The organism is Alteromonas sp. ABV4_150 (genome assembly GCF_056311745.1).
The window spans coordinates 1,274,115-1,291,698 of the sequence record NZ_CM149971.1 but is presented as its reverse complement, the minus strand read 5'-3'; the positions used below and the strand labels follow the sequence as shown (position 1 = coordinate 1,291,698).

Here is a 17,584-nt window from a genome sequence, read left to right as displayed (position 1 = left end):
ATGGGAATCATGACGTGGTTAGAAGACTTCACGAAAGCAACAGATGTGAACCAAGCATTGAGAAACAAACAGGCGCTTGATGCCACAACATGTTGCATCATGATGGCTGATGCAGAAAGAAATATTATTTACGCCAATCAGTCGGTAAAAACTCTGCTTAAAGAAAATGAAAAAAAACTACAGGCTGTTCTTCCCAGTTTTTCTGCTGATAATTTGGAAGGTCAGAATATCGATCAGTTTCACCGTAACCCGTCTCACCAGCGCAATATCTTAGCTGAACTAAAATCGACAATGACTTCTACAATAAGCATAGGCGACTTGAACTTTAAGCTCACGCTAACGCCTTTTTTCGACCAAGAGAATAAAAACATAGGCACTATGGTTGAATGGGTTGATCAGTCTGAGTTACTGATAAAAAGTGCCATGTTAGATACGCTAAACAAAGCTCAGGCTGTTATCGAGTTTAATGCTGATGGTGTTATCCAAAACGCCAACGATAACTTTCTTAATGCGCTTGGCTACAGCCTAAACGAAATCGTGGGCAACCATCACAAAATGTTTTGTGGTAACCAGTACATTCGCAGTGAGGAGTACGCGCAATTTTGGCGTGACCTTAAAGAAGGTAAGCCGCAAAGTGGAGAGTTTTGTCGCTTTAACAAAATGGGCAAAGAAATTTGGATCCAAGCCACTTACAACCCTGTTCTTGATGGCGAAGGTAAGGTTATTCGCGTTGTTAAATTCGCTACAGATATTACTGCAACAAAGTTGCGCAATGCGTACTTCGAAGGACAAATAAACGCGATCAACAAAGCACAAGCGGTTATTGAATTCGACCTAGAAGGAAAAATTCTTAACGCCAACGAAAACTTCACCAATACGGTTGGTTACAGCCTCGATGAAATTGTTGGCAAACATCACAGCATGTTTGTAGACGATGAGTATAAGCGTAGCGTTGAATATAGCCAGTTTTGGGAACAGTTACGCCAAGGCGTGCAGTTCACCGACGAGTTTAAGCGCGTGGGCAAGGGCGGCAAAGAAGTTTGGATCCAAGCATCATATAATCCTATTTTGGATCAAAACGGCAGACCCCATCGCGTAGTGAAATATGCCATTGATATCACGGGTAGGAAGCAAGCTATAAGCGATATCAAAACGGCAATGAATGAGCTTGTTCAAGGGAATTTGGACTGCCGCATCGAGCATGAGTTCGACGGCGAGTTTAAAGAACTCGGAACATCAATCAACCGCTTTATTGACGATATGCGCCGTATTATCGGTTCTATCAGTGATGTAATGACCCGCTTATCTGGTGGTGACTTAACTGCTGAACTTGATGAACAATTTGAAGGTGAGTTTCAAGTATTAGGCGATGCCATAAACCAGTTTGTCGGAGAGATGTCTGGCACTATCGGGTCCATTTACGAAGCGGTAGAAACCATCAATACTGCGTCTTCAGAAATCGCTACGGGTAACTCAGACCTCTCAAGCCGTACTGAACAACAAGCATCTAGCCTTGAGGAAACCGCTTCGAGTATGGAAGAGCTGACCGGTACGGTAAAACTCAATGCCGAAAACGCGGAACAAGCCAACAGTTTAGCATCGCAAAGCTGCGACATCGCTTCGCGCGGCGGAGAGTTAATTCGTCAGGTCGTCGACACCATGTCGTCAATCAACGAGTCGGCACAAGAGATCTCAGACATCATCGGTGTTATTGACGGCATTGCATTTCAAACCAATATTCTTGCACTAAACGCCGCAGTAGAAGCAGCTAGAGCGGGTGAGCAGGGGCGCGGCTTTGCGGTAGTTGCGTCAGAAGTAAGAAGCTTAGCACAGCGCTCTGCTGAAGCGGCAAAAGAGATTAAAGAGCTTATTTCAGACTCGGTGAACAAAATTGATGGGGGCAATAAACTCGTCAATCAGTCTGGCGAGACTATGGAAGAGGTGGTGACGTCTATTAAACGAGTTAATGACATCATGTCAGAAATTGCTGCCGCGAGTTCGGAGCAAGCTTCAGGTATTGAAGAAGTGAGCAAAGCGGTGGTGCAGATGGATGAAATGACACAGCAAAATGCAGCACTTGTAGAAGAAGCAGCAGCGGCGGCTGAAAGCTTACAACAGCAGGCCGGGAATCTGACTGAACGTGTGTCGACATTTAATATTGGTGACAGAACCACTATCACTAATGCGCTTCCTCAAAAAGTGCATCAAGTAGTGAAGGGAAAAAAAGTGGCTCCAGTGGCCATGTTAAATACAAATAAAAAGCTAGCTCCTAAAGTACCGAACAATGATGAGTGGGAGTCTTTCTAGTTAACTAAAGGCGAATTCTTCAAAAGGGAATTCGCCTTTTTTATAAGTTGCGGGTTTATTCAGCGCTTCAAACAACTAGCGCTACAAAAGATAGGTGATGCTATGGGTGTTTTTAATATATTTCACAATGAAGAATTGGTGGCTGCGCAAAGTCTTTCACGGTTTCAAGAGCAGGCGTTGAGCGAGAGTACGGCGTGTTTGATGCTGGTGGACGCATCGGGAACAATAACCTTCGCTAACAAAGCGTTTAGACAACTTGCAGCAGAGTACAGGGCACAATTTTCTCGCTCACTTCCTAATATTAATCTTGAAGAATTGACCGGCACCTCAATTGCAGGCTTTTTTGCTAGTAGTAGAGAATTAAGCCAGCGGTATAGCACCTGTAATAGTAGCGACACCTTTTTACTGCCGGTAGACAACCTGTTGTTTACATTAAGGCTCACCACAATTAAAAGTGTTGAGGGCGAAAAACTTGGCACTATGGTGGAATGGATAAACGACCAAGAATTGCAGCATAAATCTGGCTTACTGGAGGGGCTCGACCGTTGCCAAGCCATAATCTCGTTTACTCCAGATGGCATTGTTGAAGATGCTAACGATAACTTTCTCAAAGTAACAGGTTATTCAAAAGAGGACATTGTCGGTAAGCATCATCGATTGTTTGTACTGCCAGATTATGGCGTTTCTGAAGAATACAGTCACTTTTGGGAAGGGCTGAGAAATGGTGAACGCAGCAGTGGAGAGTATTGTCGAGTAGCAAAAAACGGTGACAAAATTTGGATCCAAGCCTCTTACAACCCTATTTACGACAAACTGGGTAATATTGTTCGCGTAGTTAAGTTCGCAACTGACATTACGGCGCAAAAACGTAAGAACGCAGATTATGAAGGTCAGATTAACGCCATCGATAAATCGTTAGCTGTCATCGAGTTTGACTTAGATGGAGTGATTCAACACGCTAACGAAAACTTCTGTAATACAACGGGTTATGACTTAAGTGAGATAAAGGGGCAACATCACAGTATGTTTGTTGAGCCTAACTACAAAATGAGCCCTGAATATTCGGCATTTTGGCGTGACTTGAAAAAGGGTGAATTTAAGTCTGGCGAGTTTAAGCGGGTAAAAAAAGACGGTAGCGAGCTTTGGATCCAGGCGTCTTACAACCCTATTTTTGACGAATTCGGTCAGCCCCAGAAAGTGGTGAAGTACGCATCCGATGTCACTGAACAAAAACTGCAGAATGCATTTAACACAGGTCAGATAGATGCGATCAGTAAATCTCAAGCAGTAATTGAGTTTGACCCCAACGGTAACATCGTGACCGCAAACGATAATTTCTTGGCCACGGTTGGATATGCACTAGACGAGATTCAGGGAAAGCACCACAGAATTTTTGTCACTAAACAGGAACGTGAATCTGAGGAATATCGCACTTTTTGGAAGAAGTTGGCTGAAGGTCAGTTTTATTCTGGTGAATTTCATCGTGTTGCTAAAGATGGTTCAGATGTATGGATTCAAGCAACCTACAACCCCATTTTAGATATGAGTGGTAATGTAGTAAAAGTGGTGAAATACGCGAGCAACATTACCGAACAAAAAGTAAAAAACGCCTATTTTGAAGGGCAGTTAGCGGCCATAGGAAAGTCTCAAGCGGTTATTGAATTTAACATGGACGGTATTATCCAAGATGCCAATGAAAACTTTCTAAATACGGTGGGCTATACCCTAGAAGAGATCAAAGGCAAGCACCACAGCATGTTTGTCGATTCGTCATATCGTGCTAGCCCTGAGTATGCGGCATTTTGGGATGCGTTGCGCAGTGGGACCTACTCTTCTGGTGAGTACCGCAGAGTTGGCAAAAACGGCAAAGAAATTTTTATTCAAGCGACATATAACCCCATCTTAGATCACAACGGTAAGCCCTTCCGCGTAGTGAAATTCGCTACGGACATTACAGGTCGAACTCAGGCAGTTGATGAAATTAAGCACGTTATGACTAAGCTTACAGAGGGCGACTTAACCGTTAATATCGACCATGCATTAGATGGCGACTTTGCTGTCTTAGGCGAAGCAATAAATCAATTTATCAACGAAATGCGCGGCACGATCACCAATATTAACGAAGCGGTAGAGACTATTAATGTAGCTTCAGGCGAGATAGCAACGGGTAATGCCGACTTATCGAGTCGCACAGAGCAACAAGCGTCAAGCCTTGAAGAAACCGCGTCGAGTATGGAAGAGTTAACTGGCACCGTGAAGCTAAACGCCGAAAACGCCGAGCAGGCAAACTCTCTTGCTGCGCAGGCGAGCAAAATAGCGTCTCAAGGAGGGGAGGTCATCGGCGAAGTCGTGGATACCATGACGCAGATTAATGATTCTGCCCAAGAGATATCAGACATTATTGGCGTTATTGACGGGATTGCCTTCCAAACTAACATACTGGCATTAAATGCTGCGGTTGAAGCAGCGCGAGCCGGAGAGCAGGGTCGTGGGTTTGCGGTTGTAGCCTCTGAAGTGCGCAACCTAGCGCAGCGCTCTGCCGAAGCTGCGAAAGACATTAAAGAACTCATCTCTGATTCGGTCAGCAAAATTGCCAGCGGTAACGAGTTAGTAGTCAAGTCAGGCGATACCATGGCAGAAGTTGTGACCTCAATTAAACGAGTTAATGACATTATGTCTGAAATTGCAGCGGCGTCTGCAGAGCAAGCTGCGGGGATAGAGGAAGTCAGTAAAGCCGTAGTTCAGATGGATGAAATGACCCAGCAGAACGCTGCGCTAGTGGAAGAAGCTGCTGCTGCGGCCGATAGTCTTAAACAGCAATCACTACAATTGAATGAACGGGTCTCAGTATTTGAAGTAGGAAAAGGGCTAAGCAGTGACCAACAGCATGTCGCAGCCCTCACCCACGGAGATTTTCGACAGCCGCAGCGCTTATCTGCAGCACCAGCTCAGCGAGCGTCTCAAGCGAAGGCGCTAACACCGGCTATGCCTGACGAAGCTGAGTGGGAGTCATTCTAATGACAGTGGCTGTTTCAACAAAAGATAGCACCAGGGAGTTCGCCTTTGAAAAGGCGGACTTCAAAAACGTGCAGAAGATGTTGTTTAAAAAGGCAGGAATAAATCTATCTGATGCCAAGGAAGCAATGGTCTACAGTAGGCTAGCGCGTAGGATTAGGGCGAGAAATCTGCGCAGTTTTAACGAATATCTCGCTTTAGTGAACAAATCGGAGTCAGAGTTAGAGCAATTTATCAATGCACTAACCACGAACCTTACTTCTTTCTTTCGCGAGCCACACCACTTTACCGCGTTGGCCGATTATCTAAGACAGCATAATGTTACCAACATTTGGTGTGCTGCCAGCTCTACTGGTGAAGAGCCATATTCAATCGCGATGGTAGTGGCTGAAGCGTTTGGAAGTTTTAAAACACCGGTCAAGATTATTGCCTCAGACATAGACAGCAAAGTGCTAGCTAAGGCCAGAGCCGGTGTTTACCCTTTAGCATCGATAGCGAAAATACCTCACCACAGACAAAAGCAGTTCTTTCATAAGGGCAAAGGTACTAACGAAGGAAAAGTAAAAGTGGTCGATGAACTGCGTAATATGGTGCAGTTCAAAAAGCTGAATCTTACCGATGCAAAATGGGATGTTAAGGGGCCTCTAGACGTCATATTTTGCCGTAATGTGATGATCTACTTCGACAAACCAACGCAGCTCAAAGTACTACAGAAAATGGTGGGTATGTTAAAGCCATCTGGACTTTATATGGCTGGGCATTCTGAAAATTTCAATATGTATACTAACCTTGTGAGACCGGTGGGGAAAACCATTTATCGCCCCGTCGATTAGGAGATATCGTGGCGACCCCCAATTTTGAACTGCCCATAACTTACTACGACAAGCGTTTTTCTACAGAAGCGGTCAAACTGTTACCCGGCCAGTATTTTGTTACCTCAAAAGACAAAATGCTGGTTACTGTACTCGGTTCTTGCGTAGCGGCGTGTCTGTTCGACCCCATTACAGGGGCTGGTGGCATGAATCATTTCATGTTGCCCACCGTTAATAAGTCGGCCGGCGAATTTGTACAGATTCAGGGAATGGCAGCAAAATACGGGGTTCATGCCATGGAAATTTTGATTAATGAGCTTGTGAAAGTAGGGGCAAAAAAGAACCGACTGCAAGCAAAAGTTTTCGGAGGCGGGAAAGTCGTGCCGTCTTTTGTTCAAAACGATGTAGGTAAGTTTAATGCCGAGTTTGTAACTCAGTTTTTAGAAACCGAAGGTATACCTATTTTAGCCAGTGACTTGTGCGATGTTTATGCGCGAAAGGTGTATTTCTTTCCACGCAGCGGCCACGTGATGATGAAGCGTATTCACGAGCTTAACAATGCAACAATTATCGAGCGGGAAAGTCAGCACCGCTGGGAGTTATCGAAGCAAACGCCAAGTGGCAGCGTAGATTTATTTGAGGACTAGTCATGACAATAAAAGTGTTAGTGGTAGATGATTCAGCGCTTATTCGCCAAATACTTAGTGAAATCATAAAGAGTGAGCCAGACATGACGCTGGTAGGTGCAGCGCCAGATGCGTTTGTAGCGAAAAAGCTGGTGCTTGAGAAATCCCCCGATGTCATAACATTAGATATAGAAATGCCAAAAGTGGATGGTCTGCGTTTTCTCGAAGTGCTTATGAATGCCAGGCCAACACCTGTGGTTATGATTTCTACGCTGACAGAAAAGGGGGCAGAAGCCACCTTGCGATCGCTGGAGTTAGGTGCGATTGATTTTGTTGCTAAACCAAAAATCGGTGTGGCTCAAGGTATGGCAGAATACCACGAGTTAATCGTTGACAAAATTCGAACGGCCGCACGTTCAAAAGTAAAAAAAGCCTCGCCAGCTAAGGTATCTTCCGTCAATAAGGTGAGTTACTCGGGAACAGAAAAGCTTATTGCGATAGGCGCCTCGACTGGCGGCACTGAAGCCATAAAAGAAGTGCTGCGAACTTTCCCAGCAAACGCCCCTGCAACGGTTATAACTCAGCACATGCCGGCGGGCTTCACTTCTACCTATGCAAGGCGGTTAGATTCTGTATGTCAAATGCAGGTGAAAGAAGCGAAGGGAGGCGAGCGCTTGCTTCCTGGACAAGCGTACTTAGCGCCAGGCGATAAGCACATGGAAATTGAAAGAAGTGGGGCTGATTACCGCATTAGGCTTACTGATGGCCCGAGAGTATCGGGTCACAAGCCCTCTGTCGATGTGTTGTTTAATTCGCTATGCAAAAGCGCCGGTAACAACGCGATAGGCGTATTGTTAACGGGGATGGGGAGTGACGGCGCTACCGGTCTTCATGAGCTATTCAACGCTGGCTGTGAGACCTTCTGTCAGGATGAAGCGAGTTGTATAGTTTTTGGAATGCCAAAGGTAGCCATCGAAAAGGGAGCAGCAAGTCATATATTAAGCTTAGATGATATGGGTAAAGCGGTTATGCAGACTGTAGAAAAGCTCTCAGCTGGTAGTCGCTTATAGGTATAGTGAGTAAATACTTACAAAATGCAATTTCTGTCCTAAAAACTGTAAAAAGATTGTTATTGCTTTTCTTGTTACAAAAAAGCTTAGGTGTTTTAATAGCGAAACTTAACGAGTAGGTAATGCTGCTTCAGAATGCTGTTGCTGAAGCCGATACTATGGATAGGCCTACTTGGAAGTGCGTAAAAATATATAAATCGATACGTAAATGGAATAGTAATGTAACTTGTTGTCGTCATAATAATCATAAAAGGCAATAGTTTATGTGTGGTGGGGAAGGCAAAGTATTCAAGGTTTTATTACTGCGTATATTTTGTTGTACCTATTAACAAAAAAAGGCCTGCTATATTCATTACTGATTTTAGAGCAAATATATGCTCATTCTTACGGTATGACACTAACCCGGGATAATAACGAGTAGTTGGGGACTCTTATGAAACAGCAAACGCTAATTGCACTATCTGCCTTAATGTTTTCTTCTTCTGTTTTAGCAAATGGCGGTTTTGAGCCGAACAAGAAAGCATGCGTCAACGTCGGTAAAGAAATCACTCGCGTAAGCACAGAAATGGACGTAGCAACGTCTGGTATTCAAAAGTCATGGCTTAAGCGTCAGTTGAGTGCACTAGAAACTAAACGCAATTCATGCAGCACAAAAGGCTTTAAAGCCAACCGGCCAGAGTTAGCAAAGCTTTAATACTGATGCGTGTTTAGAAAAGAAAAAGTCTTACCTTGGTAAGACTTTTTTTGTTTTTAAAGTAAATAAAGTTAGTTTGTCACAATGTGTATTAATTCATTAAGCGAAGCAATACTATAATCGGGTGCTAGCCCTAATGGGTACGGCATTTTGCCCGAACGTTCTACAAATGTAGTTTGCATACCTGTCGCCTTAGCGCCGCTTACGTCCCAGCCATGGGCCGCTACCATCATGGCGTCTTCATTCTTGACATTAGCCTGTTGGCAGGCCCAGTGATAAACCGCTGCATGAGGCTTGTAAGTTCGAACGCTTTCCACACTCAATACATGAGAAAAATACGACGTTATATTGGCGTATTCCAGTTGCGCATCCAGCCCCGCTTTTGATGAATTTGAAAGTGCCACCAAGGTAACACCTGCACTTTGAAGCGCCTTTAATGTAGGAACAACATCGTCGTGCGCTGGTAATCGGGTAATATGCTGTTTGATGATATCTTTTGCGGTAGCCTCCTCAACAGTTATATCCTTACTGTGAGCTACCATGGTAAGGGCTGCGGCACCAATATCGATGAAATCGTGAAACTGTGCAGACGCAACATCTACCAAGCTGTGATGCAAAAGGTTAGCAAACCATAAGTCGACGAGTGTCTCATCACCATCTAGTACTGATGCTAAGCCTATTTTAATAGCCTGCATGTCTAAAAGTGTTTCATTAATATCGAAAAAAATAACCCTTGGCGTCACAATTCACCTTCCTATTATTGATGACAAAAAACGTAGCGTGTTGTCCTAACGCGCCTGTTGCTTATACCACTGTAAAACAGAATTGGTTTTACTAGAGCTCTATACGACCAATGTCGATGGGGTGGCGTTGAAGGAGGTTATGAGGATATTGGGAACGCGCGACACTGAAATACAGTTCGCGCATTTTTGTTAAGCTAAATGGCGTCGTTGCGACTTTCCATATCAATAGACATGGCGATATCATCGAGTATGTCGTTGAGCCCAGTAATTTTTTCGGTGCCAATAAATATGCTCATTTGAGTTTCGACCACAATATAGTCGTTTGTGGTGTCGCCCTCAAAGGTATTTGCTAGCGCGCTTTGCACTCGGTCGAAGAACTGGCGTGCACTTCGCTCTTCGATATTGTGAAGGCATAAAATGAATTGGTCTGTCCCAAAACGCCCTAAAATATCGTTGCCCCGAGTTACGGTCTGAAGATTTTGCGCAATTTTTCGCAATACAAAATCGCTTTTCGTAGAACCCACTTTACGCGTTATCTCACGTAGGTTACTGATGTCGAATATCGCAATTGCGATAGCCCTGCCTTGTTTAGGCGCTTCAAGTTTATTGATGCGAGTAATAGCTGAATCGGCATTAAGTAGAAGCGTTACTGGGTCAATGGCTTTGCGCGCTACGTGCCTCTTGCGTAGCACGTAGCCAGCAATAATAATAAGCAATAAGAACACTGCGATAGCGGTATATAAAGTGTTCCTTCTCTGTTCTTCGGCTTTTTCAATGGCTGACTCTAGGTCATATATACGTGTATATAGATTAGCTGCACCAACAATTAAAGCGGTATCTTGGGTAAGCTCCCTTCGCTTAATGACCTCTTTTGAGTAGATACTGTGGGCTTCTTTTGCGCGCCCTATATCGCCTAAAGCTAAAAATATTGAAACATTAAAACTTAAGTAGTCAAGGTTGGTATTGAAGACTTTTGGAATGGCGATTTTGTCTAATGCACCTATATCAGTTAAATACTGCTTTAAACAGGTGAGATCCTCGTTATGTAAACATAATTCGGCTTTATGCCAAGCAACTAGTTTTTGGCCGAGGGAGCTAGAGATATTGGCAGTCGCTTTCTCTAAATCGGGAAGAGTATAGGCTAGTTTATTATAATCACGCGTTTTTCTATGGTAGATAGACAGCGCATATTGATACAAAAAGTTACTAAGCGGCGTGTCTATTTCGCTATTCAGTACACCTAGTTCTAGAATGCTCTGATACGCTTTATCAGTTTGACCACTGCTCAGTAGCGAAACGATGGCACTAATTATAATGCTTACCTTGTTGCTGCCTTTATATACCAAAAGGCCCATTTTATGTGCTTTTAAATACTGCTCGGCGGCTAGCGCATGCTGCTCTAACTTACCGTAAAGAAGACCGATAGCGTTGTGGATATGCGCGAGTTCGCCAGGACTGCCGTTGTCGGAATAGCGTTTAAGCACGCCAAACATTTTACCTAGCCTGACTTCGGGCGACGTAGACTCTGAACAATAGTTGATCAGCCCTAGCGAAGAGCTGGTAAAAATATCGCTGTGACGTTCTGGTGAAGATAAATCTTGAGCTTGTTGATAGTACTCACAGCGCGCCGGGTTCTCTCTGGCGTCATAAGTGAAGCCAATTTGATAGATAGCCGATGCAAACGCATAAGAGCCCTCATCAATATTGTTTTGCATTATGGCTTTAAGCAGCATGTTCTCTGCTTCTTCATATTTGCCACGACAAATTAAAAACTGCCCTTTGGCTACGGTCAAAGCAAAACGTTGTTGGGGTGTGAGGCTTTCTAAAGTGAGCGTTTGTTCTAGCTCTGGCAGTAACGATTGACTGGGGCAATCGTACGAGGGCGAGCGAACTTTTTCGATAACGGCATCGACATCAGTATTCGCCAGCGCACAAGAGGCAAATAGCACACTGAAAAAAAATAGGGTTGTTAAATAAAGCCTTCGAACCATAGGGGAGAACGTTTACGTTTTTTCTTTATAATATCCATTTGAGTTGCGAACTACTACATGAAGCCCTCAAAACTTACGGCTTTTTTGTGTCTTTCTGCGTATTTTGTGTCTGAATTTTCATATCTCTTGAAGGTAAAAAGTAAATAGCCCTTAATGCACAGACGATCCAAAGCTTACCAAAATTGCCACGCCTACTAAGGCGACGGCAGACCATGAAATAGTGGCTTTCGTTGCTTTTTCACCAAGCACCCATGCAACCCCTAACGACATTAATGCGCTTGTAGCTATAAGGGTTTGAACCACGGCCGCTTTCGCATAAGCAAACGCAAACATTTGTAGGTAAATAGCAGCAGTAGTGCCAAGCAGAGTAGCTACTATAAAGGCAGGCCATACCCGTTTTCCGCCGTTGCTTTGGTAGTTAATAACAGGCATATAGCGGGTTTTGGTTATGGCTATAAATGGCACAACAAAGACCATACCACCAACTAAGCGAAGGAATGCAGCGCTGGCCGCGTCAATTTCACCGGTACTTAAAATGTCGCGGCTAACTACGGCACCAACTGCCTGACATAGTGCCGCGCCCACACCATACAAGTAACCACTGGTAGCAAACAAGTGTGTAGTGCTGCGTTTGCGTACCTTTATAACCATATCTACCGAAAACAGTACTACTGCAACGCCAACCCACTGCTGCCAGGTAATCCATTCGCCAATAAACGCCATAGCAAAAAGGGCAGTGAATAAAGGCGCAAGGGTTTCTGCGACCAGCACCGCTTGGCTATCGCCAATGCTTTGTAAGGCTTTAAAAAAGCAGGTGTCGCCAATGCCTATACCAATAAGCCCGCTAAGTAATAACCACAAAACAGCATGAGTACTAAGCCCCGTTGGCTGAACCACTACTAAAACCACTGCCAAAATGGCAATAGAAATAAGCCCCTTCCAAAAGTTCATAGTAAGCGGCGAAAATGCGTTACCCGTACCACGAAACAAGCGCGCAGCAATTGCCCAACAAAGCGCTGTACCTAGCGCAGCAAAAACACCCATAAATTACCTGTGAACAATATAAATAAATCAGAAAGGGCAACGTTTAGTCTGCCAAAAAGAGCGGCTATGCTAAAGCAAGGTGTGGGCGGGGTAAACTTAAATCACATCAGTAATTTTTAACTAAATATACTGAAGCCTTAAGCAAACGTAACTGAAGGCTAAAGGCTTTCGTGGCATTATGTTAGCGTTAAGATTCGTGAGTAAGTTAAGCGCTGTACTCAATTAAGTGGGCGTTAACTAAACTTTAAGAATAACAGTGAAGTAAAAGGACGAGAAAAGCGTGAGCGTAGAGCAGATGAATTTGACCGGCATTAAAGGTGTAATATTCGATTTAGACGGCACCTTGGTAGAGTCTAGCCTTAATTTCACGCAAATGCGCGCCGACATAGGCTGCCCTCAAGGCGAGGATATTCTTAACTTTGTTGAAGCCCTTAGCTGCGCCGAAACCAAAGTGAATGCACACCGCACTATTTTGCAACACGAACTAGACGATGCAGAAAACGCCAAGTGGTTACCCATTGGCAAAGCCATGGTAGAAAAGGTGCAGGCACACAAACTCCCCATGGCAATAGTTACCCGCAACTGCCGCCAAGCCACCGCAATTAAGCTAGCCAATAACGACATACCTATCGATTACGTGCTAACCCGCGAAGATGCCCCAGCCAAGCCCGACCCAACTGCATTACTGATAGTGGCGAACACATGGCAGCTTCAACCTGAAGACTGCCTATATGTGGGCGACTTTATTTACGATCAGCAAGCCGCCGAGAATGCTGGGATGAAGTGGTTGTTGGTTTAGATGTCGACTTTATGGCCCGAAGGTAGAGTTGGCAGTTCGGGCAGTATTGTCACTAAGTCTTCTTCTAATAAGTAAAAGTGTCCAGTACCAGCATATACTTTAGTATAGTCTTCGTCCGCAAGCTCTTGCATGTTCATATTTTGTTCGATACTCATAGTTAATTCCTTTCCATTTAGTTGATATTGCTTAAAAAGCATTAGAAAAGTAACAAGGCAAAAGACATATGGATTTGCAGTTAGAGACGAAAGTAGGACTTGTTAGAAAATTTGCCATCATTGGCGCAATTTTAATGTTTTGTTGTCTCACTTCTTCAAAAAACGTTAGTGCTTTTGGCGTTACATTAAATGGAAAAACTAAGTTTGCTGGTATTCCCGCAGGAATAATAAGAGATATTGAAGTTGTTGGCGACGCAGTCTATATAGCTTCTGAAAATGGTCTATTTAGGTACTTAGGCGGTCGTTCAGAAAAGTTGGAATATAATATCGATTCTAATGAGCGGGGGACTATTTCAGACTTATACTTCGATAAAGAAAATACACTCTGGATCGTCGAATTTGGGGTAGGGGTTTTCAAATATAGGACAGACACAGGTGTCACAGAAAAGTTTCGTTCTAGAGATAAGTGGCCGCGATATGCTTGGAAGATCGGAGTTCTTGAACAATACGCAGTAGTTTCACTAATTACAGGCATTATCGTTGTAGACAAAAAGTCCGGAGAGCTTCAGGAGTGGGCATCAAACGTTGCGCCAGGTAATGTAAACAATGTACTTTCTTTGGCAGTATCAGTAGATGGCTTGATCTACCTCGGATCTGAAAGTGGGTTAGTTAAAATTGATGCTAAAAAAGAAACTAGCGAATTAATATCAGTTGATAGCTCTCTAACTAACCTCTCATCGGTAGATGCCGTGTCAGTGCTCGGCGAGACTCTTTACCTTGGTGGTAGCGAGGGAGTCTATGTTTGGAACACTTCAACTCACAATAAGTCGTTTTTCCCTTTTAAGAACCCTCAATACCCCGTCGGCCCTGTTTCAGATATCTATATCTCAAATTCTCGCAGGATCTTTGTCGCTGCAGGCGGACTATATGAATTAAATAATGAAACAATCGAAAAACCTGATTTTATGGCGCCGCTCATAACTTCAGACGGAATTAGAAGTATCGTTAAACTAGCTGAACTTCCCTCGGGCGAATTACTACTGGCCTCGTCTCAGCTTGGCCTTATCTCTATTACACAGTCTCACGAAGCTATAAATCTAATCCATAAAGATGAACAAGTACTTAGGCAAAACATCAAGTCTTTTGGCTTTAGTGATGAGTTTGGGTATGGGGTGAGTACCCAAAAGCAAGATTACCTCTTAAATGTAAAAACAGGAGAATTAAAGTCCTTTAGTTTCTGGGTGGGGAACCAGTGTATCGATGAAAATCTATCAGAGTATGCTGATCTTTTTAAAAGTATCAGCCTGCATGGTGATTACTGTAGTTCCAAGTTTAGTCATGTTATTCAGCAATCAGATTCGCTTTTTTATTTCTATCATGATGAAGGGAACAAAGCCTTCTACAACATCTTAGATGATGGGGTGATAGCGGATAAAATTCCCGCACCACGACAAATGCTTTTTTCATTCTTAACAACTTCGGGTGAAATAGCCGGGTTTGATGTTGATAGTAATTTCCATATTCAAATGTCTAAGTTTAATTGGAAGTCTATTTCTCCTGATGACGGGAAGTGGGTTGGGCTCACCTGTTTGATTGAAATGGATGAGGTTTTCTTGCTCTGTACTTCAGGTCAAGGTATCAAATCGATTAACAAAGGCTCAGGAGAAATAAGTAACTCCGATTTATTAGCTGGAACTGGAGCTAGGTTTATTAGAGGAGCCCTTCATAGTGAAAGTAATCATTTGTGGTTTTTGACAAATATGGGGCTTTTTGTGGTCGATTCAGCTAATGACCTAATCTCTTTTAATGAAAGCGACGGAATATTTGATACAGATTTTGAATATCGTGGGATACACCAGTTTGGTGAAAGATTGATTATCCTTGGCGATAAGTATACTTATTTGGTAAACGAAGAAAGAGCGATAACGGCTATGAAAGCCAAGGAAAGCTTAAAAAGTAACGTCGTATTCACTAGAGCAGAGTGGACCGATAGTGAGATGCACTCTCATAAAGTTTATTCACAGCCGACGGCATTTCAAAAGCCTATAAAGTTAGAAAGTGATTTCGACAAACTTTCTCTTGATTTCAGAACGAGTAGCTTTTCTAACTATGATAATGAAAAGTTAGAGTTTAGAATTTTAGGAATGGACGAAAAGTGGAAGTTACACCCTTTATCCCAAGCATTTCTAACCGTGACAGACTTAAAGTCTGGTCATTATGAATTTCAAGCAAGAGTAAGTGGTTACGAAAACCCTATAACGTCTCTAACTTTCGAAGTAGAACGGCCAATATACTTTCACAGATATGCTTTAGGCGTCTATTTCCTTTTGGCCCTGAGTTTTCTAATTGCGTATAAGTTGAAATATTTAACAGCGTTATGGAGTTATTTCAAAACCACCAGTTTATACTCTCATCTCACGCGGTATGAAATAACAGATGGGCACTCAAAGTTCGAAAAAATGCTGCGTAGTAAAGAGCGTTTCATCAACGAAATAACCTCTGAGCTTCGAACACCTCTTCAAGTGATAAACGGTTCCTTGGAAAAAATTCCTGATGCAGATAAGGATACGCGCAAAGAGTTAGTTAGTATCCAAGACAATGTGAAAAGGGTCGAGCAATTAATTAACCAGATGAGTCAGGATGTCCCTACAGCTTTCAACCTTGAAGATTATTACAAGTCATATTCATCCGAAAATATTCGTTTAATTGTGCTATCCCTAGAACCTCTAGCGAAGCAAAAAAGGCAAAATCTTGAAGTGCGAATAAAGGTCAAAAAAGATGTGTCTCTGATCAGTGAAAGCTTAGAAAAAATCTTGTCAAACCTTGTTCAGAACGCTATCAAGTTTACACCTGAACTTGGCACGATAAAGGTGAGTGCTATACAGGATAGCAAGGCACTAAAGATTACTGTAAGTGATGATGGTGAGGGAATTGATGAAAACTTACAGAACAAAGTGTTTGAAAGGTTTGCTAGAGGTAATAATAAACTAGATGGGAATGGTGTAGGGCTAGCTACGGTTAAAACTCTAGTAGAGTTAAACCAAGGAGAGGTTGCACTTCAAAGTCAAAAAGGTGTGGGAACGAAAGTAACTGTAACGCTTCCAGTCGATGATATTGCTTTTGTAAACTCGCAAGCTGAAAAAATTTCGACGGCAAATGCCAAAACAAATAAGAAATCGCTATTAATTGTTGATGACAGCAGAGAATTCCGTTCTTACCTTTTCGACCTGTTCTCAGACAAATATCGCTGTCTTGTTGCGCGAAATGGTGTTCAAGCTTTAGATGTTATGCAGCATTATTTGGTCGACTTGGTAATAACAGATCAAATCATGCACGAAATGGACGGGCTTAGTTTAACTAAAGCTATTCGCAGCAATGCAAGTTATGCAAATATTCCGATATTAATGCTAACTGCTGAAACAGGAAGTGAACTGGAAAAAGCAGCGTTAGAGGAAAAGGTAGATTACTTCTTAGCGAAGCCAGCTTCAAATGAAGAGATAATACTGCGTGTTGAACACTTATTGTCTGTCAGAGAAGCAAAAGAAAAAGAAGAAGATGAAAGCGCGCTTCCCGTTTTCAAATTTGGGTGCTTAACAATTCCTGAGTTTGATAACGAGAAGGATATGGCATTCTATCTAAATTTCATCGCTGTTCTTGAAAAGAACTATCAAGACGAAGCATTCAATAGAGACCAAGCTGCCTCACAATTATTGATAAGTCCAAGAAGTTTAAATCGAAGGATGTCTGAATTGTTCGAGTACAATTTTAGCGAGTTTCTGTCGCGCTTCAGAATTGAAAAATCTATCCCACTGCTGCTAGAGGGAAATAGTATTTTAGATACATGTTTAGATGTTGGCTTTGGAACAGCTGCTTACTTTTCTACCTCTTTCAAAAAGGTCATGCATCTACCACCTAAAAAGTACATAGAGCAATATAGTAAAACTGTCGCTTAGTTTTTTAAACAGAGTAAAAAAGCTGCTAAACATACCTACGCCTTTCCGCCAAAAAGCCTATCAATAGAAACGATGCCACATAGCCTGCACCTTGGTACTGCCAGGGCAAGTAGGCTAGGGTGTGTTTCAAGAAGGGGGCGCCATACAAGGTTAGTGCGCCATAGCCAAAGGCACACAGCAGTACAAACATGCTAACGCGAATAATAAAGTGATAAGGTGCAAGAACGCGTTTTACATGGCCGTTAATCAGGTCGCCGTACACCACTAAAATTGTGGCCATAAGCATAATGCTCATTTCGGTGTAATAGGGGCTTAATGTGCGAGAAAGGGCACTGAAAAGTTCACTCATAAAATGACTACTATTATGACGATGTT

13 protein-coding genes are annotated in these 17,584 nt (G+C 43.0%); 8 read left to right on the top strand and 5 right to left on the bottom strand.

What is annotated here, in order from left to right; genetic code table 11:
• The 6 genes from ACYX4M_RS05615 to ACYX4M_RS05590 all read left to right on the top strand — a co-directional run bounded on the left by ACYX4M_RS05615 (position 1) and on the right by ACYX4M_RS05590 (position 8,524).
• The gene (locus ACYX4M_RS05615; protein ID WP_476082221.1) at positions 1 to 2,307 is read left to right on the top strand and encodes a methyl-accepting chemotaxis protein; all 2,307 of its coding nucleotides are present in this window, start codon (positions 1 to 3) and stop codon (positions 2,305 to 2,307) included.
• Between the two features lie 102 nt (positions 2,308 to 2,409).
• The gene (locus ACYX4M_RS05610) at positions 2,410 to 5,325 is read left to right on the top strand and encodes a methyl-accepting chemotaxis protein (protein ID WP_476082220.1); all 2,916 of its coding nucleotides are present in this window, start codon (positions 2,410 to 2,412) and stop codon (positions 5,323 to 5,325) included.
• Complete coding sequence (locus ACYX4M_RS05605) at positions 5,325 to 6,155, top strand: CheR family methyltransferase (protein ID WP_476082219.1); 831 nt, start codon at positions 5,325 to 5,327, stop codon at positions 6,153 to 6,155. The genes ACYX4M_RS05610 and ACYX4M_RS05605 overlap by 1 nt, the downstream gene beginning before the upstream one ends.
• An 8-nt stretch (positions 6,156 to 6,163) precedes the next feature.
• Positions 6,164 to 6,781: a chemoreceptor glutamine deamidase CheD gene (cheD, locus tag ACYX4M_RS05600; protein WP_476082218.1), complete on the top strand. Its 618-nt coding sequence runs from the start codon at positions 6,164 to 6,166 to the stop codon at positions 6,779 to 6,781.
• 2 nt (positions 6,782 to 6,783) lie between these two features.
• A complete protein-coding gene (locus ACYX4M_RS05595) occupies positions 6,784 to 7,830 on the top strand; it encodes a protein-glutamate methylesterase/protein-glutamine glutaminase (protein ID WP_476082217.1) in 1,047 nt (348 codons plus the stop codon).
• Positions 7,831 to 8,263: 433 nt separating this feature from the next.
• A complete protein-coding gene (locus ACYX4M_RS05590) occupies positions 8,264 to 8,524 on the top strand; it encodes a hypothetical protein (protein WP_476082216.1) in 261 nt (86 codons plus the stop codon).
• 71 nt (positions 8,525 to 8,595) lie between these two features.
• On the opposite strand, the gene ACYX4M_RS05585 is transcribed toward ACYX4M_RS05590, so the two are convergent.
• From ACYX4M_RS05585 to ACYX4M_RS05575, 3 genes are all read right to left on the bottom strand, one after another.
• Entirely contained in the window at positions 8,596 to 9,267 is a 672-nt protein-coding gene (locus tag ACYX4M_RS05585; RefSeq protein ID WP_476082215.1) for a haloacid dehalogenase type II, read from the bottom strand.
• A gap of 194 nt (positions 9,268 to 9,461) precedes the next feature.
• Positions 9,462 to 11,258: a GGDEF domain-containing protein gene (locus ACYX4M_RS05580; protein WP_476082214.1), complete on the bottom strand. Its 1,797-nt coding sequence runs from the start codon at positions 11,256 to 11,258 to the stop codon at positions 9,462 to 9,464.
• Between the two features lie 150 nt (positions 11,259 to 11,408).
• Positions 11,409 to 12,302: a DMT family transporter gene (locus tag ACYX4M_RS05575; RefSeq protein ID WP_476082213.1), complete on the bottom strand. Its 894-nt coding sequence runs from the start codon at positions 12,300 to 12,302 to the stop codon at positions 11,409 to 11,411.
• A 280-nt stretch (positions 12,303 to 12,582) separates the two neighbouring features.
• Here ACYX4M_RS05575 and ACYX4M_RS05570 point away from each other — a divergent pair, with 280 nt between their 5' ends.
• Positions 12,583 to 13,101: an HAD family hydrolase gene (locus ACYX4M_RS05570; protein ID WP_476082212.1), complete on the top strand. Its 519-nt coding sequence runs from the start codon at positions 12,583 to 12,585 to the stop codon at positions 13,099 to 13,101.
• On the opposite strand, the gene ACYX4M_RS05565 is transcribed toward ACYX4M_RS05570, so the two are convergent.
• Entirely contained in the window at positions 13,098 to 13,256 is a 159-nt protein-coding gene (locus ACYX4M_RS05565; RefSeq protein ID WP_476082211.1) for a hypothetical protein, read from the bottom strand. The two genes, ACYX4M_RS05570 and ACYX4M_RS05565, sit on opposite strands and share 4 nt — an antisense overlap.
• A gap of 68 nt (positions 13,257 to 13,324) precedes the next feature.
• On the opposite strand from ACYX4M_RS05565, the gene ACYX4M_RS05560 reads away from it, so the two are divergent.
• A complete protein-coding gene (locus ACYX4M_RS05560) occupies positions 13,325 to 17,209 on the top strand; it encodes a hybrid sensor histidine kinase/response regulator transcription factor (RefSeq protein ID WP_476082210.1) in 3,885 nt (1,294 codons plus the stop codon).
• A gap of 25 nt (positions 17,210 to 17,234) precedes the next feature.
• On the opposite strand, the gene ACYX4M_RS05555 is transcribed toward ACYX4M_RS05560, so the two are convergent.
• A complete protein-coding gene (locus ACYX4M_RS05555; protein ID WP_476082209.1) occupies positions 17,235 to 17,558 on the bottom strand; it encodes a DUF3392 domain-containing protein in 324 nt (107 codons plus the stop codon).
• Positions 17,559 to 17,584: the final 26 nt, after the last annotated feature.